This is a genomic window from Terriglobia bacterium, assembly GCA_032252755.1.
GTDB lineage: Bacteria > Acidobacteriota > Terriglobia > Terriglobales > Acidobacteriaceae > JAVUPY01.
Genome location: JAVUPY010000093.1, coordinates 94748 through 112492, shown reverse-complemented (window position 1 = coordinate 112492; position 17745 = coordinate 94748). Strand labels below are relative to the sequence as shown.

Below are 17745 nucleotides of genomic sequence, written 5' to 3'. Positions count from 1 at the left end.
TGGTCGTCTAGCGATTTTCATCTCCAGACGCCATTGTCTTCGCGGATTTTCCGTTCTCGGCGGTGACGAATTGGCGGAGCCAGTCGAGGAGTTCTTCGGCTTTTTGCTGGGTATCGGCTTCGACGGTGAGGCGGAGGACGGGTTCGGTGCCGGAAAAGCGAAGCAGCGCCCAGTTGTCGTTTTCCAGATAGAGTTTGGTTCCGTCGATGTGCGAGATGTTGACGACGTGATACGGTCCGATTGCGGTGCTCGGGGCTTCCTTCATCTTTTTGGGGACGGCGATGCGCATCTCGGGTGTTGCGGGCAGGCTCTCTTCGACAAAATAAAGCCGGCCTGTGAGGGCGTAGATGCGATCGAGGAGTTCGGAGACTTTCTGGCCGGTGCGGGCGAGCATTTCGACGACGAGGGCGCAGGCGAAGATGCCGTCCTTGCCGAGAATGTGGCCGCGGATGGTGAGGCCGCCGGAGGATTCGCCGCCGAGTAGAGCGTTGTGCTCCAACATGCCGGACACAATGTGCTTGAAGCCTACCGGAGTTTCGTAGCACTGTTCGCCTAATTTGTTGGCGAGGCGGTCGAGCAGGTGGCTGGTGGAAAGATTGCGGACCACGCCGCCGCGCTCGCCGCGAATCTCGTGCAAGTACCAATACAACAGAAGCAGGATGTCGTTAATGGAGATATAGCGGCCGTGTTCGTCTACGATGGCGACGCGGTCGGCATCGCCGTCCATGGCGAGACCGAGATCGTAATTGGATTCGTGCATTTCGGAGCTCAGCAGGCGCAGGGCTTCCTGGTTGGGCGCGGGGGAGCGTCCGCCGAAGAGCGGATTGTGGCGCTCGTGGATGAAGGTTACGCGGCAGCGTGCTTCGGTGAGGACGGTTCCGAGCGTGAGTTGGCCGACGCCGTACATGGGATCGACGATGACGCGGAGGCTGGCGTTGCGGATGGCGGTCATGTCGATGAGCTTTTCGACTGCGTCGACGTAGGCGTTGGTGAAGTCGCGCTTCTCGACGATGCCGGCTTCGAGGGCGATGTCGAGCTCGAGCTTGATGACGTCGTTCGCGGTGAGCTGGTTGGTTTCCTTCTCGATCTGGCGGGTTTCGTTGTCGAGCAGGAGCGACCCGTCGCCGTGGAAGACCTTGAGGCCGTTCCACTCGGGCGGATTGTGGCTGGCGGTGAAGGCCAGACCGTAGGCTGAACCCTGGATGGCGGTCGCGTAGGTTATGAGCGGAGTGGGCGCATCTTCAGGAAGAAGAATGGTCGGGATGTTGTTTCCGGCGAAGACCTCGGCGGAGGCTTCGGCAGCCTGGCGGGAGAGGAAGCGGCGGTCGTAGCCGATGATGACGCCCCGCTTTTCGAGGCTCTGACGCGTGATCTCGTTCGCCAACGCCTGTGAGAGGCGGCGAACGTTGTGCAGGGTGAAGCCTTCGCCGATGAGCGCGCGCCAACCGCCGGTGCCGAAGGCGATGAGGTTCTGTTCTTCCTGGCGGCGGGGACGATAGAGGCGCTTTTCGATGATGAATTGCGCGTGCTCCAAATCCTGGATGCTGTTGATTCCCTGCACTTCGTCCTGATCGAAGAGTTGGTAGCTTTCAACGCGCAGGCCGGAGCGGATGAGTTCGTGCACACTGTCGGTTAGGCGGAAGTCGCCATCGACGGGTGAGGGCGAGAGCTTGGCGAGGGCGGCGGAAATGGTGTCGGCGTTCACGACGTAGGCGCCAACGTTGAGTTCGCGAATTGCGCGGACTTCAGGAGAGGCTTCGGTGTCCTCGATGATGTCTATGATCTGTCCAGCGGCATCGCGGATGATCCGGCCGTAGGGGAGACGGCGATCGACGATGGCAGAGAGCAATGTCAGGTGAGCGTTGCGAAGACGATGACGGTTCAGCAGGCCGCGAATGGAGCCGGGACGGAAAAGGGGAGTATCGCCGTAAAGGATGAGGAGATTGCCATGAAAGCCTTGAAGACGGTTGGTGACCTCGCGGACGGCGGCGCCGGTGCCATTGGGGTTCTGCTGGACGACATATTGGTAGTCGGTGCCGAGGTGGGCACGGACTTCATCCTCGCGGTAACCGACGACGATGTAGATGTCGTCAGGCGAGGCCAACTGCTCGGCATTGTGCACGACGCATTGCAGGATGCTCTGATCACCGAGTTTTTGCAGGACGAGGGGATGACCGTCGGGAGTGATGGCGTCTTTTCCGGCGGCGAGGATGATGACTTTGAGTTGGCTGGGAACGGCGGCCGGCATGGGGAACCTTTCGAGATGAATCCGTTCAGAATAATGCTATATAGCGGTTGAAGGCGGGGCAAGGGGAAAGGCAGACCGCGGGTTTTCGCGGATTCGCGCAGAGCCGAAAGAAAAGACCCAGGTTAACCGTCCAAAAGAGGACGGCGAACCTGGGGCACTATGTTAACGATATTTAGCTTTGGGAGACCGGGTTTGGCTTTGCGGGTACGCGATTGCCAAGGTCTCGAACCCGGACGCCGTTCTTGAGGTTGAACTCCATTTCTTCGAGAGTGATTCCCTTGGTCTCCGGCACGAACAGGGCGACGAACGCAATCGCAAGGACGCAGAAACCGGCGAACACATAGAAGATCGAAGCGTTTCCGTGCGCCTGCATAAAGGAGAGGGCGTTGGCCATCACGAAGCCCGCGAAGGTCCAGTTAACCATCGTCGTGATCGTCATGCCGACTTCGCGGCCCTCAAGCGGGAATATCTCCGAACATACCAGCCAGGCGACCGGTCCCCAGGAGACGGCGAAGCCGAAGATGTAGAGAATCGCCGATACGAGCAGCACAGACTTCGCAGTACCACTGATCATTGCAGGGTTGGCAGCGGACCCAATGGTTTGGAATGCGACCCCAGCGGCGACCATGGTGACAAGCATCGCGACCGCGCCGACGTAGAGCAACTTCTTGCGTCCCCACTTCTCGACCAGGCGAATCGCCGGGAAGGTAAACAGCATGTTCACGGTTGGAACGGTCATTGAAGCGAGCAGACCCTTCATTCCCGCATAGCCGAAAATGGTTGGCGAATAGTAGATCATCATGTTAATGCCGACGAGTTGCTGGAACATCTGCAGAAAAACGCCGACCATCAGTACCTTGAAGAAGTAACCGCGGGTCACGATTCCGAAGCCAGCGCCCTGTGGCCCGTGCAAGGCCTGCTCGATTTCCGCGATCTCTTCGTCGATTTCGTGCTGTGTATTCATGGTGCGGCGCAGGACCTCGATCGCCTGTTCCTTCCGCCCCTTGAGCATGAGCCAGCGCGGGCTTTCGGGCAGGATAAAGCCGCCAAGGAACATGAGAGCCGCGAACAAAGTGATAGTCAGGAACATAAGCGGCAGAGAGGTGGTGGCTTTTGTGAAGGCCCTTGCAATCATGACGTTGGTCAGCGAGATGAGGAAAATGCCGATCGTGATCATCAGTTGGAAGAGCGTACCCATGGAGCCACGGATGGATGCTGGGGCCGTCTCGGAGAGAAAAAGCGGAACGACGAAGGACGCTACGCCGACCGCGAAACCGAGGGCAAAACGGCATGACGAGAGCACCGAAAGCGGCGGGAGCAGAGCCGAGATGGCGGAGGCGGCAGTGAAGAGGAAGCCGGCAAAAAGGAGGCTCTTCTTGCGCCCGAGGAAGCGAGCGAAGATGCCGGAGAGAAGTGCGCCGACGATACCGCCGGTGGCCAATATGGCGGAATAATGCTCGGCACCCTGAGTTCCGAGGTGATAGTGCGCCTCGATGGTCTCAAGAGAGTTGGCAATGAATCCCTGGTCGAGGCCGAAGAGCAGTCCGCCCAATGCCGCGACCGAACAGATCACGTAAACAATTGTCTTGTAACCGCCGGGCCTTCCCCCGACCAACTCCACCTTATTCATTTACCCCTCCAGCGCTCATCCTTTCGACCTGTCGGAAGAAGCGCTCAGAAAACGGCCGATATAAGAGCATGAAATGTAACAGAATCGTCCCATTCTAGCGACACAGCGTGCGGCCAGCCTATTTGTTTTTCAAGAAAACGACTAGCGCTGTCCCGAATACTGCGTTTCAGCGCCCGGGGCCGTATAATCCGCCGCGAAGCTTCGGCAGCCCGAATGGTCTGCCTGCCGGGGGTACCAATGCATCTTCGATCCTCTGAAGCAATTCTTCGCGTAGTTTCGATTGTTCCCGCCGTCACTTTCTTACTTCTCTCCTTTATACCGAGCGCTTTGGGGATGGAATCCACTTCAATTGTGATCGATAAGGGATGGCGTTTTCGCGCCATCAACGACAAAGGACATCCAGAGGTAGAGCAGTGGCACCAGGCGGAGGTTCCGGGGGTGGTGCAGACCGATCTGCTACACAACAAGCTGATCCCGGATCCGTTCTACGGAGACAACGAGCCAACGCTGCAGTGGATTGGGCTGACGGACTGGGAGTACGAGACCGAGTTCGAGGTCACGCCGGCGATGCTGCAGAGAGGGCACCTGGAATTGCTGTTTGCCGGGCTGGATACCTATGCCGACGTTTTCTTGAATGATGTACCGATTTTGAGCGCAGACAATATGTTTCGGCACTGGCGGGTGCCGGTAAAAGACAAGCTGCACGCGGGGAGCAATACGCTGCGCATCGTGTTCCATTCGCCAGTGATGTACATGCTGCCGAAGGTGAAGGCGCTTCCCTATCGGCTGCCGACGGTGAGCCAGGTGTTGACGGTGACCGAGGAGGGGATTGCGACGGATCCGTATACGAGAAAAGCGCCGTACAACTATGGGTGGGATTGGGGGCCGCGGTATGTGACCGAGGGGATATGGCAGCCGGTGGAGTTATATGCGTGGGATGATGTGCGGATCGACAACTTCCATATTCATCAGGCCAAGGTGACCGAGGCGAAGGCGAAGCTCTCGGCGGAGCTGGATATCTTGGCGGAGGCTCCGGTGGATGTGGATGTGAGTATCGGGTACGCAGAAGAGAACAACCCCACCCTATCGCCGAAAGCGGACGATAAGGGTGGAGCACAGCAGAAGGTTCATCTCGATGCAGGCATGAATCACGTGGCGATTCCATTCGAAATTGCGAAGCCGGACCGGTGGTATCCGAACGGATATGGGGCGCAGGCGCTGTATAAATTCACGGCGACGGTGCGGCGCGGAAAAACGAGCGCGGATCATGCGCAGGTTCGGACGGGGTTGCGGTCCCTGGAACTTCGGCGACAGGTGGACCAGTGGGGGAAGAGCTTTGAGTTTGTCGTGAACGGGATTCCGATCTTCGCGAAGGGCGCGAATGTGATTCCGTTCGACAGCTTCGCGCCGAGCGTCACGCCGGAGGTGCATCGCAGAATTCTGCAGGCGGCAAAAGATGCGCATATGAACATGGTTCGGGCATGGGGCGGCGGATATTACGAGACGGATGACTTCTACGATATCTGTGATGAACTCGGAATCATGGTGTGGCAGGACTTTATTTTCGGTGGAGCGATGGTGCCGGGAGATCTGCCGTACCAGAAGAACGTGCGCGAAGAAACTATCGAGCAGGTGAAGCGGTTGCGCGATCATCCGTCACTGGCGCTGTGGAACGGTAACAACGAGGTCGAGACAGGATGGAAGTATTGGGGCGACAGGCAGGCGTTCAAGGAATCGATTTCGCCGACGGAGCGCGAGCGGGTCTGGCAGGACTACTTAATTATGTTCCACGACATTATCAAGAGCGTGGTGACGGAATACGGCGATGGGACCCCGTACTGGCCGAGTTCGCCATCGTCGAATTTCGAACCAAACCCGGATGGGCAGAGCAACGGCGACATGCACTACTGGGCGGTGTGGCACGCTCTGGCGCCGATCGACGATTACACAAAGCAGTTCCCGCGGTTTATGTCCGAGTACGGGTTCCAGTCGTTCCCGGAGATGAGGACGATAAGGCAGTTCGCCGGACCGAAGGATTTGGACCTACTGTCGGCGGTGATGCAGGAGCATCAGAAGAACGTTGGCGGGAACGAGCGCATACGGACGTACATGTTGCGTGAATATCACGAGCCGAAGGATTTCGAGTCGTTCATTTATGTAAGCCAGGTGCTGCAGGCGGAGGCGATCAAGGTTGGGGCGGAGCATCTGCGACGGCAGATGCCGCGGGTGATGGGCTCGCTCTACTGGCAACTGAACGATTGCTGGCCGGTGGCATCGTGGTCGAGCATTGATTATTACGGGCGATGGAAGGCGCTGCAGTACTACGCGCGGCGGTTCTATAACGACCTGCTGGTCTCGCCGTTCGAGGTGGACGGGATCGTATCGACGTTCGTGGTCTCGGACAAATTGCAGGCGACGCCGGCGGAACTTCGCATTCGCGTGATGGATTTCTCAGGCAAGCAGTTGTTCGAAAACAAGCAGACGATTACTGTGCCGGACCTGTCGAGCAAAATCTATGCGACGTTCAAGCGCGAGGACTTACTGAAGGGCACGGATGCGCAACATGCGTTCGCGGCGTTCGATTTGAGCGTCGGCGGAAAGGTAGTGTCGCGCAACCTGATGATGTTCGATATCACGCGGAACCTGGCGCTGCCGGTCCCAAAGATTCAGTCGGAGATTGCGGGCGGGAATGGCGAGTATTCGTTAAAGCTGCAATCGGCGGTGCTGGCGCGGCATGTGTATCTTAGCTTTGGGGATGCCGACGTTACGCTGTCCGATAACTATTTCGATCTGCTCCCTAGCGAGCCGGTCACGATTACTCTGAAGAGCAAAATGGGGCTCGACGAAATCAAGAGAGCGATGCGGATCCGGAATATTACCGATGCGTTCCCGCCGGGGGAGTCGCCGAAAGGAGAATAAGCTTGGGCGCATCGTGTCCGGGGAAGTGTCGCGGTCAAGCTGGGCGCGGTTTTACCTGCTTCGCATCAGGCCGCGGCTTCGAGGACGTGCTGCGGCCGGGCATCGAAGACCGACTCTACGTTCATGTGAAGCGTCTGGAGACCCTTGCTGACTTGCGCAAGAGTCGTGAGCACCTCAATAGCATGGTTAAGATCGGCCGCGGAGAGTTCGCTTACGCGTATGCTGAGTTCGAGGTTGTACTTGACCAGTTCCGGAACATGGTTTTTTCCGCGCAGGGTTCCGCCCAGCATTCGGAAGAGGCTGACCAGCGAATGGCTGCCGCATACCTCACAGATGTCATGAGGGCTGTTGCTGACGTTTTCACAATTGACGCAAAAAACGGCGTGCTGCAGGGGAACAACGCTCATCTCCTGCTCAATGTCCCTACCGGCGGTGCTCATAACCAGAACCTCTGATTCGTAAGATGCCGAATGTCAAGAGGCGTTCCAAAAAAAGGTTGTGAAGATTATCCTCCATTTTCCGCAGTATTCAACGGTATCGTTGAATGGGCAATCTGCATCCATTAACTGACGGCTATGGATTTGGAGAAGACTATCTCGGAAATCGAGTGGCTGGAGCGGATCTTCAGCCTTCCGGATAAGCGCCCGTTGCAGGTGCGCGACCGCGAAGCGGCGAACCAAAGGCACGATAAGCTGCTCGCCGATAATCCCTGGTTCCGACTGTGGAAGCGGTACGGGGTCTAGAACTTCTCTTGTAACTTCTTGAAAAGATTAAAAAGCCCCACCCTGTCGCTTCGCGACAAGGGTAGGGCACAATTCCGGAAGTGATTTACGCGTGCTTGAGGACGGTGCAGACGCTGGCGCAAATGGGGCCGCCAATGTTGAAGGTTGCGGCGACTTTGGGATTGCGGACCTGCAATTCCTTCGGCGCCTTTCCCAGCAGTTGCCAGTAGCACCACCCGAGCATGGCGACTCCGGTCGCGCCGATGGGGTGACCCTTGGCGACGAGACCGCCGGAGAGATTGATTCCGCACTCGCCATCTACCTTCGATTTCCCATCGACCCAATATTGCGCTCCCTTGCCGATCGGAGCCTTGCCGATCACCTCGGTACCAATCGCGCCCATGACGGTGAAGCAGTCGTGGACTTCGGCGACGTTGACGTCGTGCGGTATAGCGCCAGCCATTTCGTATGCCTTGCGCATGGCTTTGTGCGCTCCGACCGGACGCAGAACGTCGCGGCCTTCTTTGAGCAGCGGGTCGGTAGCCTGCCAATAGCCGGCGATTTCGACGCAGTCGGACTTGGCGACGCCGAGTTTCCTTAGTCCTTCCTCCGTCGCAAGAATCATAGCGGCGTAGCCATCGGTGATCTGGGAGCAGTCGTAGGTCTTTAGCGGCAGGCCGTCGACGATGTAACGATTGATGCCTTCAATCTTGGTTGCGCCATCGATGGATAGTTCGACATTGCGCATTTGCGCGTAGGGATTGAAGCGTGCGTTGCAGTACTCCCGAACCGCGATGTGAGCGAGGTCGGCTTCGGTGACGCCGTGGTGCGACATGTAGCACTGCATGACCTCGGCGAAGATGTGCGGGAAGATGTAGACTTTGCCCTCGCGATCGCGAGGGTGCGAGAAAACGCCGAGAGCTTTGCCGACGAGTTTGCCATCCATTTTGCCGTCGGCGTCGCGCATTTTTTCGTAGCCGAGAGCGATGCCGGTGTCGCCCCAGCCACATTGAAGTTTCTGAATGACGGAGAGGATGGCCTGTCCGCCAGAGGCACAGGCGTTTTCGACCGACTCGATCGGTTTGCCCTCCAAGCCCGGAACGATGGCTGCGAGGCCGGAGACCAGGCCTTGCTCGTTGAGCGAAATGTTGCAGGCGGCACCAACCGAGCCGACGTCGAGCATTTCGGGAGTGGTGTTTGCTTCCTTGCAGGCGCCCTCGACCGCAGCTTTCATGATCTCGGGAACAGTCATAGCCATGAGCTTGCCGAATTTCGACTGATGATAACCAGCTATGTAGATCTTTTTCATGATTCCTCTCTTCGATATCAATGATGCGATGGGGCCGAGGGAACAACGGTCACTCTTTGCGAACTGTTCCTGCTTTGAGTGAGTGAAGAACTCGATACTTCTCCTCCAACTCTCCCTTCACGACTTTTCCGTAGGGCGTTCGTGGAAGTGCGTCGGTGAAGACAAAATCCCTCGGAACCTTATAACGCGCCAGACGGCCCTCAAGGAAGGAGATTAAGTCACTCGCCGTGAGAGAGTTTTGGGCGGGTCTCGGGACGATGAATGCCACCCCTTGATCTCCCCACTTTGAGTCGGGGACTCCGATGACGGCGGCATCTTGCACTGCCGGGTGCTGGAGCAACTCGGATTCGATTTCGGCGGGATAAACGTTTACGCCGCCGGAGATGAACATGTCCTTGGCGCGGCCGGTGACGTAGTAGAAGCCTTGTTCGTCGCGACGGGCGGTGTCGCCGGTGTGCCACCAGCCTTCGGAATCGAGAGCGGCGGCGGTAGCTTCGGGATTGTTCCAGTACCCGGCGCAAACGTGATCGCCGCGAAGGCAAAGTTCGCAGATTTCGTTCGGGCCAACTTCTCCGCCCTCGGCGTTGATAAGTTTGCCTTCCGTGAACATGATGGGTTTGCCGATGGAACCGGGCTTGCGGAGAGCATCTTCGTCAGAGATGGCGAAGCAGTTCACACCGACTTCGGTGAGTCCGTAACCCAGTTTGAAGAGAATGCCGCGGCGTTGATAGGTCTCGGCGATGTAGAGGGGCAGGGGCGCGCCGCCGGAAATCATCCATCGGACATTGCTGATGTCGGTAGTTGCGAACTCTGGCGCCTCCATCATCATCTTGAAGATGGTTGGAACAGCCATTAAGACCGTGCACTTTTCACGCTCGAGGGTACGCCAGACTTCGGAAGCGTCGAAGCCGCGATGGAGGACGATGGTGCCGCCGACAAGGAATAGCGGTGTGAGGAAAACGGCGAGGCCGCCGGCGTGGCAGAGCGGCGTGATGATGGGGGCAATGTCGGTGTCGCGCAGGTGCCAGCTTTCGGCGGTGTTGCGTGCATTGGCGAGAATCTGGCGGTGCGGAATGACGACGCCCTTGGGTTTGCCAGTAGTACCGCTGGTGTAAAGGAGACACCATGGGTCTTCGGGGGCACAGGGTTGCTCAGCGGCTGAACCGACCTGGGTCGCAAGGAGATCTTCCAGCGAGATGAGTTTGGCGATTCCGCAGCGTTGACGAAGAAGATTGGCGGTTTCTGCGTATTGCTTTTCAAAGAGGAGCGCCTTCAGGCCGGCGTCGCGCGCAATGCCTTCGAGTTCGTGCGGAGTGAGACGGTAGTTGAGCGGGACGAGGATGACGCCGGATTTTCCTGCCGCGAAAAATGCAACGATGTATTCGACGCAGTTCTGGGCGAGGATGCCGACGCGCTCGCGTTTCTGAATTCCGAGTTGAGAGAAATGGGCGGCGCAGGCAGTCGCATGTGCGTTCAGTTCGGAGTAGGTGAAGCGCTCACCCGTTGGGACATAGACGAGCGCGACCTTGTTCGGTGTAATCCGCACCCGCTCGCCGAGAATCTCTCCGGCAATCATTTGTTCTCTTCCTTCGAGGCGGCAGATGCGAGGGGCGGCTTCGCGGCCGGCGGTGGCTGATGCAGTGCATCGGTCAATGTCTTGGTGAGCGCGATGGGGCACTCCTGCTGCGGAATGTGCCCGCAGCGGGGCAGAGTGGTGAGACGGACGTTTGGTAGTTCGGCGTCCATGCGCTGCGCGTAGGAGAGCGGTATCAGGCGGTCGGACCCGCCCCAAATCAAGTCGACTGGAGTTGTGAAAGCAGCGAGCTTTCCATCGAGGAGATGCTTCGACATGTCCGCGGCACCGGCGGCGACCATGCGACCGATGGGGCCATTGTGCGAGGCGCGAACTACGTCGTCGAGAACGAAGCCGGGCGGATGAGGGCTGCCGGGATCGAGAATGGCGTCGAAGAGCTTGGCAGCCTGTTCGCGATTGGTAGGGAGCGGAACCAGGTCGGGGCGTTCGCCGCGAATCGGGCCGCCATCAATGGCAATGATGCGATTGACTTTATTTGGATGATCTTTCGCGTAGAGAAAAGCGAGCCAGGCGCCGAGCGAATTTCCGGCGATGATGACTTTCTGGCTCGGGGCTTTCGCCGAGATGACTGAGTCGAGGCCACTAAGCATGGTGTCGATAGTGAGGGGCCCGGTTTCTGGATCGCTGCGGCCGTGACCAGCGAGATCCGGGATCACGACGTCATAGCTCTCGGCAAGCTGCGGTGCGACTTTCGACCAGGAGCCGGCGTGATCGCCTGCACCGTGCAGCAGGACGAGAATGGGTCCGCTTCCCTTCTCCCAGACGGTCTGTTTTCCGACCGGGCTCGCAATCGACTTCTCGACGAAGCCGGCGGACTTCAGGGCTCGGCGATTCTGCCAGTTGAAGAGTGCCATGGGATACCGGAAGAAGATGACGCAGGCGAAGACGAGCGCTACGAAGAGGACAAGGCCAATCGCGATGATCACGAGTTTCATATTGATCTCGAAGACCCACATCTGCTAACTGCGGCAGATGTGGGGCACGGAAAATGCAGTTATGAGGCACCGACGAACTATTCGTTCACATGCGGAATGCGCATGCGGCCTGGTTGTAGCCGACGCCGGACCCGACCAGGACGACGAGGTCGCCGGGCTTGATCTTCTTGTGTTCGATAGCTGAGTCGAGCGCCATGCCGACGCAAGCGGAGCCGGTGTAACCATAGTCTTCCATGATGGTGTGCGTTTTGCACATCGGCAGGCCGAGTTTTTCCATTACGAGTTCGATCGTGGGCTTGCGTACCTGCGTGAAGATGAGTTGATCGATTTCACTGAGTTTGAAGTTGCCGCGTTCGGCGACCATGCGCACCAGCTTGGGCCATCCCTCGTCGTTGATTTCGGGGGGATACCGGCGCGTCATCTTCACTTTCGTCCTGCCAGTTTTGAGTGATTCTTCGCTGGCGGGCTCGGCGGTGCCGCCGGAATAAATTCCCCAGGCGTCGGCGTAGGTACCGTCGGCGAGAAACGCCGAGGCGACAAAGCCCGGAGTATCGCTGGCCTCGAGTACGGCAGCACCCGCGCCGTCACCGTAGAAGAAGGTCATCGGATCATTGGGGTCGGCGAGTTTGTGCATGAGATAGACGCCGAGGACGAGAACGGTCTTGATGCTCGGGTTGGTGGCGATCATCCCGGCGGCTATGCTCAGTCCCGTTGGGAACGATGCGCAGGCGCAGCCCACGTCGAAGGTGCCGGCGTTCTTCGCGCCGAGTTTCCCCTGCAGTACGACCGAAGTTGCAGGCGTGATGTAGTCAGGAGAATCGGTACCGAGGATGATCAGGTCCACGTCTTCCGGCTTGCGCCCTGCGCGCTCGAGGGCTTGTTTCGCTGCGGGTAACGCGACGTCTGAGGTCGCCCAGTTGTCGGGCGCGTAGTAACGCTGGCGGATGCCCGTGCCTGCTTCCATCTTGTCGACGAAGTCGGGCGCGAAGGCTTTCAGGCGTTCGCGAAAGACATCGTTGGGCACGCAGATTTCGGGCAGGTAACGGCCGGTTGAGATGATTTTTGCATATCGAGTCATTGCTAGGTTCCCATGATCAGGCCGCCATCGATGGAGATAACGGTTCCGTGGACGAAAGAGGCTTGGTCGGATGCGAGCCAGACGTAGGCGTTGGCGATGTCGGCGGGATCGCCGAGACGACCGAGCGGCGTGTGGCCGACCATGCCTTCAACAATTTTTGGCGGCATGGCGCGAACCATTTCTGTGCCGATGAAACCTGGCGCTACGGCGTTCACGCGAATTTTGTACTTGCCGAGTTCGCGCGCCCACGTGCGGGTCATGCCAATGACGCCGGCCTTGGTGGCGACATAGTTCGTCTGGCCGAAATTTCCGTAGAGGCCGACGACAGAGGACGCGGAGAGAATGACGCCACCGCCGCCCTGGATCATATGCGGAACCACGGCGCGGGTGCAGTTGAAGACGCCCTTCAGGTTTACGCCAATGACAGCGTCCCACTGCTCGTCGGTCATCGCCGCGGCGAGGGCACCGTCTTTCCACTTTGCTAGTTGGGCGTCGCGAGTGATGCCGGCGTTGTTGATGAGGACATCGATGCGGCCCCATTTTTCCCGAACTTCGCGAACTGCGGCTTCGACGGAGGCGACGTCAGCGACGTTTACGGTGCCGAAAATCGCGGAACCGCCGGCGGATTCGATGTCTTTTACGAGTGCGGCGGAATCGCGACCGGAGATGTCCCAGGCGGCAACGCGTGCACCCTCTTCGGCAAAGCGGAGGGCAGTGGCACGGCCGATTCCGGCGGAAGCACCGGTGACGATTACAGCTTTGTTCCTGAGCCCAGTGTCTTTCATTGTGATCTCTTTATGAACACGCACGAATGCTCCGCCTGGGCGGCCGCGTGATGCGACCGCCCGGACGGGTTGAGATTAAAAGCTGTACTTCAGCGCGAACTGGATTACGCGTGGACCGGTGCTCGTAGCGAGAATCTGGCCGAATTGCGCAGATGCAAGGACGTTCACGGGGTTTGCGAAGTTGGTGTGGTTGAAGACGTTGAAGAATTCCGAGCGGAACTCGACTTTTTGCTGCTCGCGAATTGGGAAGAACTTCACGAGAGAGAGGTCGAGGTTCTTCTGCCCGGGACCGACGAAAGCGTTACGCGGGACATTGCCCCAACTGGCGCCCGTGGGCTGCTGGAACGAGGCCGGGTTGAAGTAGCTGTTCAGCCGCGACACGACATCGCCACTCTTGGTTGCCGAACCAACCGTCTCGCCGGGTTTGAAATCGGCATAGACGGCGACGAATGCCGAGGCGTTGCCGATGATGCTGAACGGCACGCCGCTCTGCCAGGTGCCGACTCCGGCCAACTGCCAGTTGTTCAGGACCTGCTTCGGGAAACCGGCGCCGCCGCGGTACGCCTTGGGCAAGTCGTAGACGAAGCTGACGACGAAGCGGTGCCGGCGGTCGAAGTCCGACGAGCCGAAATAGTTCTGGTGAGTGTCGCCGATGACGCCGGTCAGGTCGTTGACGGCACCGCCGGAGAAATCATCGATGGAGTGGGACCAGGTGTAACTCGTGAGAAACTGCAGGCCGTTCGCGTAGCGCCTGGTAACGCTGGCCTGCAACGAGTTGTAACTGGACTGCCCGCTCGTCTGCTGGACGAAGGTACCGAGAGGGGCAGAGGCCAATCCGGAAAGTCCATACGGATACGGGCCGCTGTAAGGTCCGTAGTAGACGTTGGTCGGAAGTGTCGATTGATTCAGATTCCAGAGGCGAGTCAACTTGTGGGACATGGAACCGACATAGCTGACGTCCAGCAGCGTGTTCTTCAGCGCCTCCCACTGAACGCCGAAGTTGTACTGCTGCACGTAGGGGGTGACGAAATTGCTGCGATCGGGATAGATGCCGTTCACAGGAACAGCGCTGGTGGTTGCCGAGGCTCCGACGGGGAGAAAGAACGGCGGGCCGCCATTCGGGAAGTAGGTTGTGTTGTTGAAGGCGATTGGAAACTCACTCGGCGCGGGAACCTGGACGTACGGGTTCGCCGGCGAAATGAGATGGGTCACGAAGTTAGATAAGTTGAGGCCGACGAGATTGTACGGTGGATTGAAGACCTGGCTATTGAAACTGCGAGCGTTGATACGGTCGTAATAGATGCCGTATCCACCGCGGATCACCACTGTATCGTTGTCGGGGTTCGGGCGGAATGCGAAACCAATGCGCGGCCCGAAGTTCTTGTAGGGCGTGTCCACCAATCCGTCCTGCACCTTGGGAATTCCCGGAACGTTGCCGTTTCCCGCCTGCACGAATCCGGCAGTTACGGCTACACCGCCGTAGGGAAGATACTGCGCAGGATTCGGAAGAGCGGCGGTTTCCGCGAGGCGAGGATCGAAGGCCACGAAGCGGCCCTTCTCTTCTGTAAAGGCGCCGTAAACGTCCCAGCGCAAACCCGCATTGATGGTCAATCGATTACTGACACGCCAGTCGTCCTGGATGAACAGGTTGAAATCATTGGCACGAATGGCGCGATACGGATCGCCAGTTCCGAGAATGGAAAGCAGCGGATAACCGCTCATCATCGTACCGTAATCGAGATAGAAGAGCTGGCCATTGTTGTAGGCGTCATACCGCAAGTTGATGACCTGGCGCTTGTATTCGCCGCCAAACTTCAGAGTGTGCTTCCCTTTTGTCCATGTCAGCGTGTCGCCGAAGGTATAGGTTTTGTTCTGGCTGAAGTTCGAAGCCAGTGGGGACGCATTCAGGTCGATCGCGTTGGAGACGTTGATGCTTGGCGCGGGGGTGAACCCGAGGGGATTCGTGATGCCCCACTCCGCCGTGGTGAAGGGTTGGTCGGGAATGCTGTCGACGGTGATGACATTTCCGCCAGCGCGGAAGTCGTTGATCATCGTCGGACTGATGACCCACATTTCACTGATGGAGAGAACGCGGTTCTTCAGGTTGACCTGCGTTGCGGCACCCGGAGCCTGGATCGCGTTCTGCACACCAGCGAAACTGTAAAGTCCTTGCGTCGTTGGGTTGTCCGCCCAGAAGAACTTTCCGCTAACCGTGTTGTTCTGGCTGAGCTTGTAATCGAGATTGAAGTTGAACTGGTCTTCCTGAAATTTGGAGATGGTCGGGATTGTCACCGGGACCGGGGTGGCGCTGTTGGTCGAGGAAACCGGTGATGGAATCAGGTACTGACCGTTGGGCAGTTGCGCCTGGAAAATTTTTAGCGCGACTGGATCAAAGTAGCCATTGGGGAAGTAGGCCCCGAGAATGCCCATGCCACAGCCACCATTCGCAACTGTGGCCGTCAGTTTGTACAGCGCCGCGGTCGACCGATCGTTGGTCAGGCATCCGGGAACGAAGACGGTCGAGAGTGAGTTCGTGAGCGAGGTGCCGTTGGTTTCGCGCGTACCCTGGTAGGACATGAATACGAAGAACTTGTCCTTCACGATTGCGCCGCCGAGGGTGCCGCCGAACTGGTTGCGCTTGTAGTCGGGGCGCTCGGTTCCCTGTCGCTTCAGGAAGAAGTTGTTGGCGTTGAGTGATTTATTGCGGAGGAATTCGTAGATGTTACCGTGCCAGTGATTGGTGCCGCTCTTGGTGACGGCTGCGACGACACCGCCGGTACTGCGGCCGGTGGAGGCGTCATAGAGGCTGGTCTGCACGATGAATTCCTGCAAGGAGTCGGTGGCCGGAACGGCGAGGTTCGGTGTGCCGCCGGTGCCGATTGCGGCGGCGTCCATGCCGTTGATGACGACCGAGTTCGACGTAGTGCGCTGGCCGTTGACACTGATAACGGCGTCGCCACGGCCCAGTTCAGAGGAGTTCTGCAAAGAACCGGTTGTGCCGGGGGTAAGTGTCAGCAGTTGCTGGAAGTTTCGGGTCGGGAGCGGCAGCTGGCGAATTGTCTCCTGCTGGATGACGCGGCCCTGGGTGGCGTTCTCCGACTGCACGAGCGGAGGAGCGGCGCTGACTTCGATGCTCTCGCCGGTGGCGGATTTCACCTTGAGCGCGACGTCCAGAGTAGTCGTCTCGGTGATGTTCGCCACCACGCCGGTAAAGTTGGCGACGGCGAAGCCGGGTGCGTTCACTTCGAGCGTATACCGCCCGGGGGGCAGGAGCGGGAAGGTGTAATGTCCCGAGACGTCGGAATCGATGGTGCGTTGGACGCCGGCGTCGCTGGTGAGGACGAGTTTGGCGCCGGGGACGAGGGCGCCGGTGGGATCGAGGACGGTGCCCGCAATCTGGCCCGTCGTCGAGGTCTGCGCGAAGAGGCCTACTGAGGAGAACAGCAACATCGCAGCGGCCAATGCGACTAATAGCTTCTTCATTTCATTTTCTCCTGCGCCTCGCGGGCGCCTGCTTGCCGTTGCCGTTGCTGCCCAGTCCGGCGGTGAAGAGCCGGATGAGTTGACCGATGGCTTCGTCTTCGGGCAAGCCGAGGTGCTGTTTGCCACCAAATAAGGTTTCAACCAGGTAATAGGTGAAGAATTGAAGGTAGATCGCCGCGAATGCGACGGTCGGATCGATGCCTCCACTCACCTTCTTCTGCGAGAGTTGCGGGTTGAGCCGGCGAAGAATGGGGACGAGATCGCGGAAGATGTGCTCGAAATGCCGGTTCCCGAACTCGACGACGTCGATGTACATGAGACGCCAGTAGTCAGGATGGTCGCGCACGATTTCGCGGACTACGCCGGAGAGGTTGTGGAGATTTGCGGGATCGAGAGAACCGATGAGCGGCGCCAGGCGCGTGGCCATGATGCGGGCCATGCGCTGGTCGAAACGCTTGACCAGGCTCTCGAAGATGTCCTCTTTAGTCTTGTAGTAGTTGTAGAGATTGCCGAGGGAGACGCCGGCTTCGGCGGCGATTTCGCGGACAGAGGTACCGTGGAATCCCTGCCGGGTGAAGACGCGGAGGGCGGCTTCTTCGATGTGGACCTGATTTTTTTCGAGGACGCGTTCAGTAAGCTTGGGCATAGATAATAAAAAACGAACACTCGTTTTCTTTGTGGCCCAATATTTACGGTATGCCCGGCCGGGACTCGCGTCAACGGAAATTTAGGACACGCTAGTGCCCGGCCGTGGTAAGCGAAGCGAAAGCCCCACATCTGTTCACTACGACAGATGCGGGAGCGGAGACGGGGTCAAGCGCTTTTGGAGACTATCTTAGGGGCGCAGACCGCGTCCTGAAGGCCGGCCTTGCGCAACATCCACATGGCGGGACACCAGTTGGTGAATCCGGACTGAAGCAGGTTGAGGCCGACGAAGGCGGTGAAGAGATACCAGTAGGGGCTAACCCAGTAGCCCAGGGCTACCGAGAGCAGGATGAAGGTCCCGGCCATCAATCGAAGTCCACGTTCTACGGTCATAAAT

General features: G+C 58.6%; 13 protein-coding genes. 2 read left to right on the top strand and 11 right to left on the bottom strand.

Features of this window, described 5'->3' with window-relative positions:
- Nucleotides 1-7: 7 nt before the first annotated feature.
- A complete protein-coding gene (locus ROO76_23150) occupies nucleotides 8-2248 on the bottom strand; it encodes an NTP transferase domain-containing protein (protein MDT8071065.1) in 2241 nt (746 codons plus the stop codon).
- Between the two features lie 172 nt (nucleotides 2249-2420).
- A complete protein-coding gene (locus tag ROO76_23145) occupies nucleotides 2421-3878 on the bottom strand; it encodes a sugar porter family MFS transporter (GenBank protein MDT8071064.1) in 1458 nt (485 codons plus the stop codon).
- A 333-nt stretch (nucleotides 3879-4211) separates the two neighbouring features.
- Between ROO76_23145 and ROO76_23140 the strand changes: the two genes are divergently transcribed.
- The gene (locus tag ROO76_23140) at nucleotides 4212-6797 is read left to right on the top strand and encodes a glycoside hydrolase family 2 protein (protein MDT8071063.1); all 2586 of its coding nucleotides are present in this window, start codon (nucleotides 4212-4214) and stop codon (nucleotides 6795-6797) included.
- 65 nt (nucleotides 6798-6862) lie between these two features.
- Here the strand turns inward: ROO76_23140 and ROO76_23135 are convergent, their stop codons facing one another.
- A complete protein-coding gene (locus tag ROO76_23135; protein MDT8071062.1) occupies nucleotides 6863-7237 on the bottom strand; it encodes a hypothetical protein in 375 nt (124 codons plus the stop codon).
- Between the two features lie 141 nt (nucleotides 7238-7378).
- Here ROO76_23135 and ROO76_23130 point away from each other — a divergent pair, with 141 nt between their 5' ends.
- Nucleotides 7379-7540 (top strand): hypothetical protein, encoded by a 162-nt coding sequence (locus ROO76_23130; GenBank protein ID MDT8071061.1) that lies wholly within the window; start codon nucleotides 7379-7381, stop codon nucleotides 7538-7540.
- Between the two features lie 85 nt (nucleotides 7541-7625).
- Here the strand turns inward: ROO76_23130 and ROO76_23125 are convergent, their stop codons facing one another.
- The 8 genes from ROO76_23125 to ROO76_23090 all read right to left on the bottom strand — a co-directional run bounded on the left by ROO76_23125 (nucleotide 7626) and on the right by ROO76_23090 (nucleotide 17741).
- The gene (locus ROO76_23125; GenBank protein ID MDT8071060.1) at nucleotides 7626-8828 is read right to left on the bottom strand and encodes a thiolase family protein; all 1203 of its coding nucleotides are present in this window, start codon (nucleotides 8826-8828) and stop codon (nucleotides 7626-7628) included.
- Between the two features lie 49 nt (nucleotides 8829-8877).
- Nucleotides 8878-10404: a long-chain fatty acid--CoA ligase gene (locus ROO76_23120; protein ID MDT8071059.1), complete on the bottom strand. Its 1527-nt coding sequence runs from the start codon at nucleotides 10402-10404 to the stop codon at nucleotides 8878-8880.
- Nucleotides 10401-11357, bottom strand: coding sequence for an alpha/beta hydrolase (locus ROO76_23115; protein ID MDT8071058.1), 957 nt, complete (start codon nucleotides 11355-11357; stop codon nucleotides 10401-10403). Before ROO76_23115 ends, ROO76_23120 begins: the two co-directional genes overlap by 4 nt.
- An 85-nt stretch (nucleotides 11358-11442) precedes the next feature.
- Complete coding sequence (locus ROO76_23110) at nucleotides 11443-12435, bottom strand: ketoacyl-ACP synthase III (GenBank protein ID MDT8071057.1); 993 nt, start codon at nucleotides 12433-12435, stop codon at nucleotides 11443-11445.
- 2 nt (nucleotides 12436-12437) lie between these two features.
- Nucleotides 12438-13220: a beta-ketoacyl-ACP reductase gene (locus tag ROO76_23105; GenBank protein MDT8071056.1), complete on the bottom strand. Its 783-nt coding sequence runs from the start codon at nucleotides 13218-13220 to the stop codon at nucleotides 12438-12440.
- A gap of 75 nt (nucleotides 13221-13295) precedes the next feature.
- A complete protein-coding gene (locus tag ROO76_23100) occupies nucleotides 13296-16703 on the bottom strand; it encodes a carboxypeptidase regulatory-like domain-containing protein (protein MDT8071055.1) in 3408 nt (1135 codons plus the stop codon).
- 1 nt (nucleotide 16704) lies between these two features.
- A complete protein-coding gene (locus ROO76_23095; GenBank protein MDT8071054.1) occupies nucleotides 16705-17349 on the bottom strand; it encodes a TetR/AcrR family transcriptional regulator in 645 nt (214 codons plus the stop codon).
- A gap of 167 nt (nucleotides 17350-17516) precedes the next feature.
- The gene (locus tag ROO76_23090) at nucleotides 17517-17741 is read right to left on the bottom strand and encodes a DUF2892 domain-containing protein (GenBank protein MDT8071053.1); all 225 of its coding nucleotides are present in this window, start codon (nucleotides 17739-17741) and stop codon (nucleotides 17517-17519) included.
- Nucleotides 17742-17745: the final 4 nt, after the last annotated feature.

Coding starts and splice junctions, on each gene's coding strand:
- ROO76_23150 (MDT8071065.1), bottom strand. CDS start 2,248: ATGCCGGCCGCCGTTCCCAGCCAACTCAAAGTCATCATCCTCGCCGCC.
- ROO76_23110 (MDT8071057.1), bottom strand. CDS start 12,435: ATGACTCGATATGCAAAAATCATCTCAACCGGCCGTTACCTGCCCGAA.
- ROO76_23140 (MDT8071063.1), top strand. CDS start 4,212: ATGGAATCCACTTCAATTGTGATCGATAAGGGATGGCGTTTTCGCGCC.
- ROO76_23135 (MDT8071062.1), bottom strand. CDS start 7,237: ATGAGCACCGCCGGTAGGGACATTGAGCAGGAGATGAGCGTTGTTCCC.
- ROO76_23115 (MDT8071058.1), bottom strand. CDS start 11,357: ATGAAACTCGTGATCATCGCGATTGGCCTTGTCCTCTTCGTAGCGCTC.
- ROO76_23095 (MDT8071054.1), bottom strand. CDS start 17,349: ATGCCCAAGCTTACTGAACGCGTCCTCGAAAAAAATCAGGTCCACATC.
- ROO76_23125 (MDT8071060.1), bottom strand. CDS start 8,828: ATGAAAAAGATCTACATAGCTGGTTATCATCAGTCGAAATTCGGCAAG.
- ROO76_23145 (MDT8071064.1), bottom strand. CDS start 3,878: ATGAATAAGGTGGAGTTGGTCGGGGGAAGGCCCGGCGGTTACAAGACA.
- ROO76_23100 (MDT8071055.1), bottom strand. CDS start 16,703: ATGAAGAAGCTATTAGTCGCATTGGCCGCTGCGATGTTGCTGTTCTCC.
- ROO76_23090 (MDT8071053.1), bottom strand. CDS start 17,741: ATGACCGTAGAACGTGGACTTCGATTGATGGCCGGGACCTTCATCCTG.
- ROO76_23120 (MDT8071059.1), bottom strand. CDS start 10,404: ATGATTGCCGGAGAGATTCTCGGCGAGCGGGTGCGGATTACACCGAAC.
- ROO76_23105 (MDT8071056.1), bottom strand. CDS start 13,220: ATGAAAGACACTGGGCTCAGGAACAAAGCTGTAATCGTCACCGGTGCT.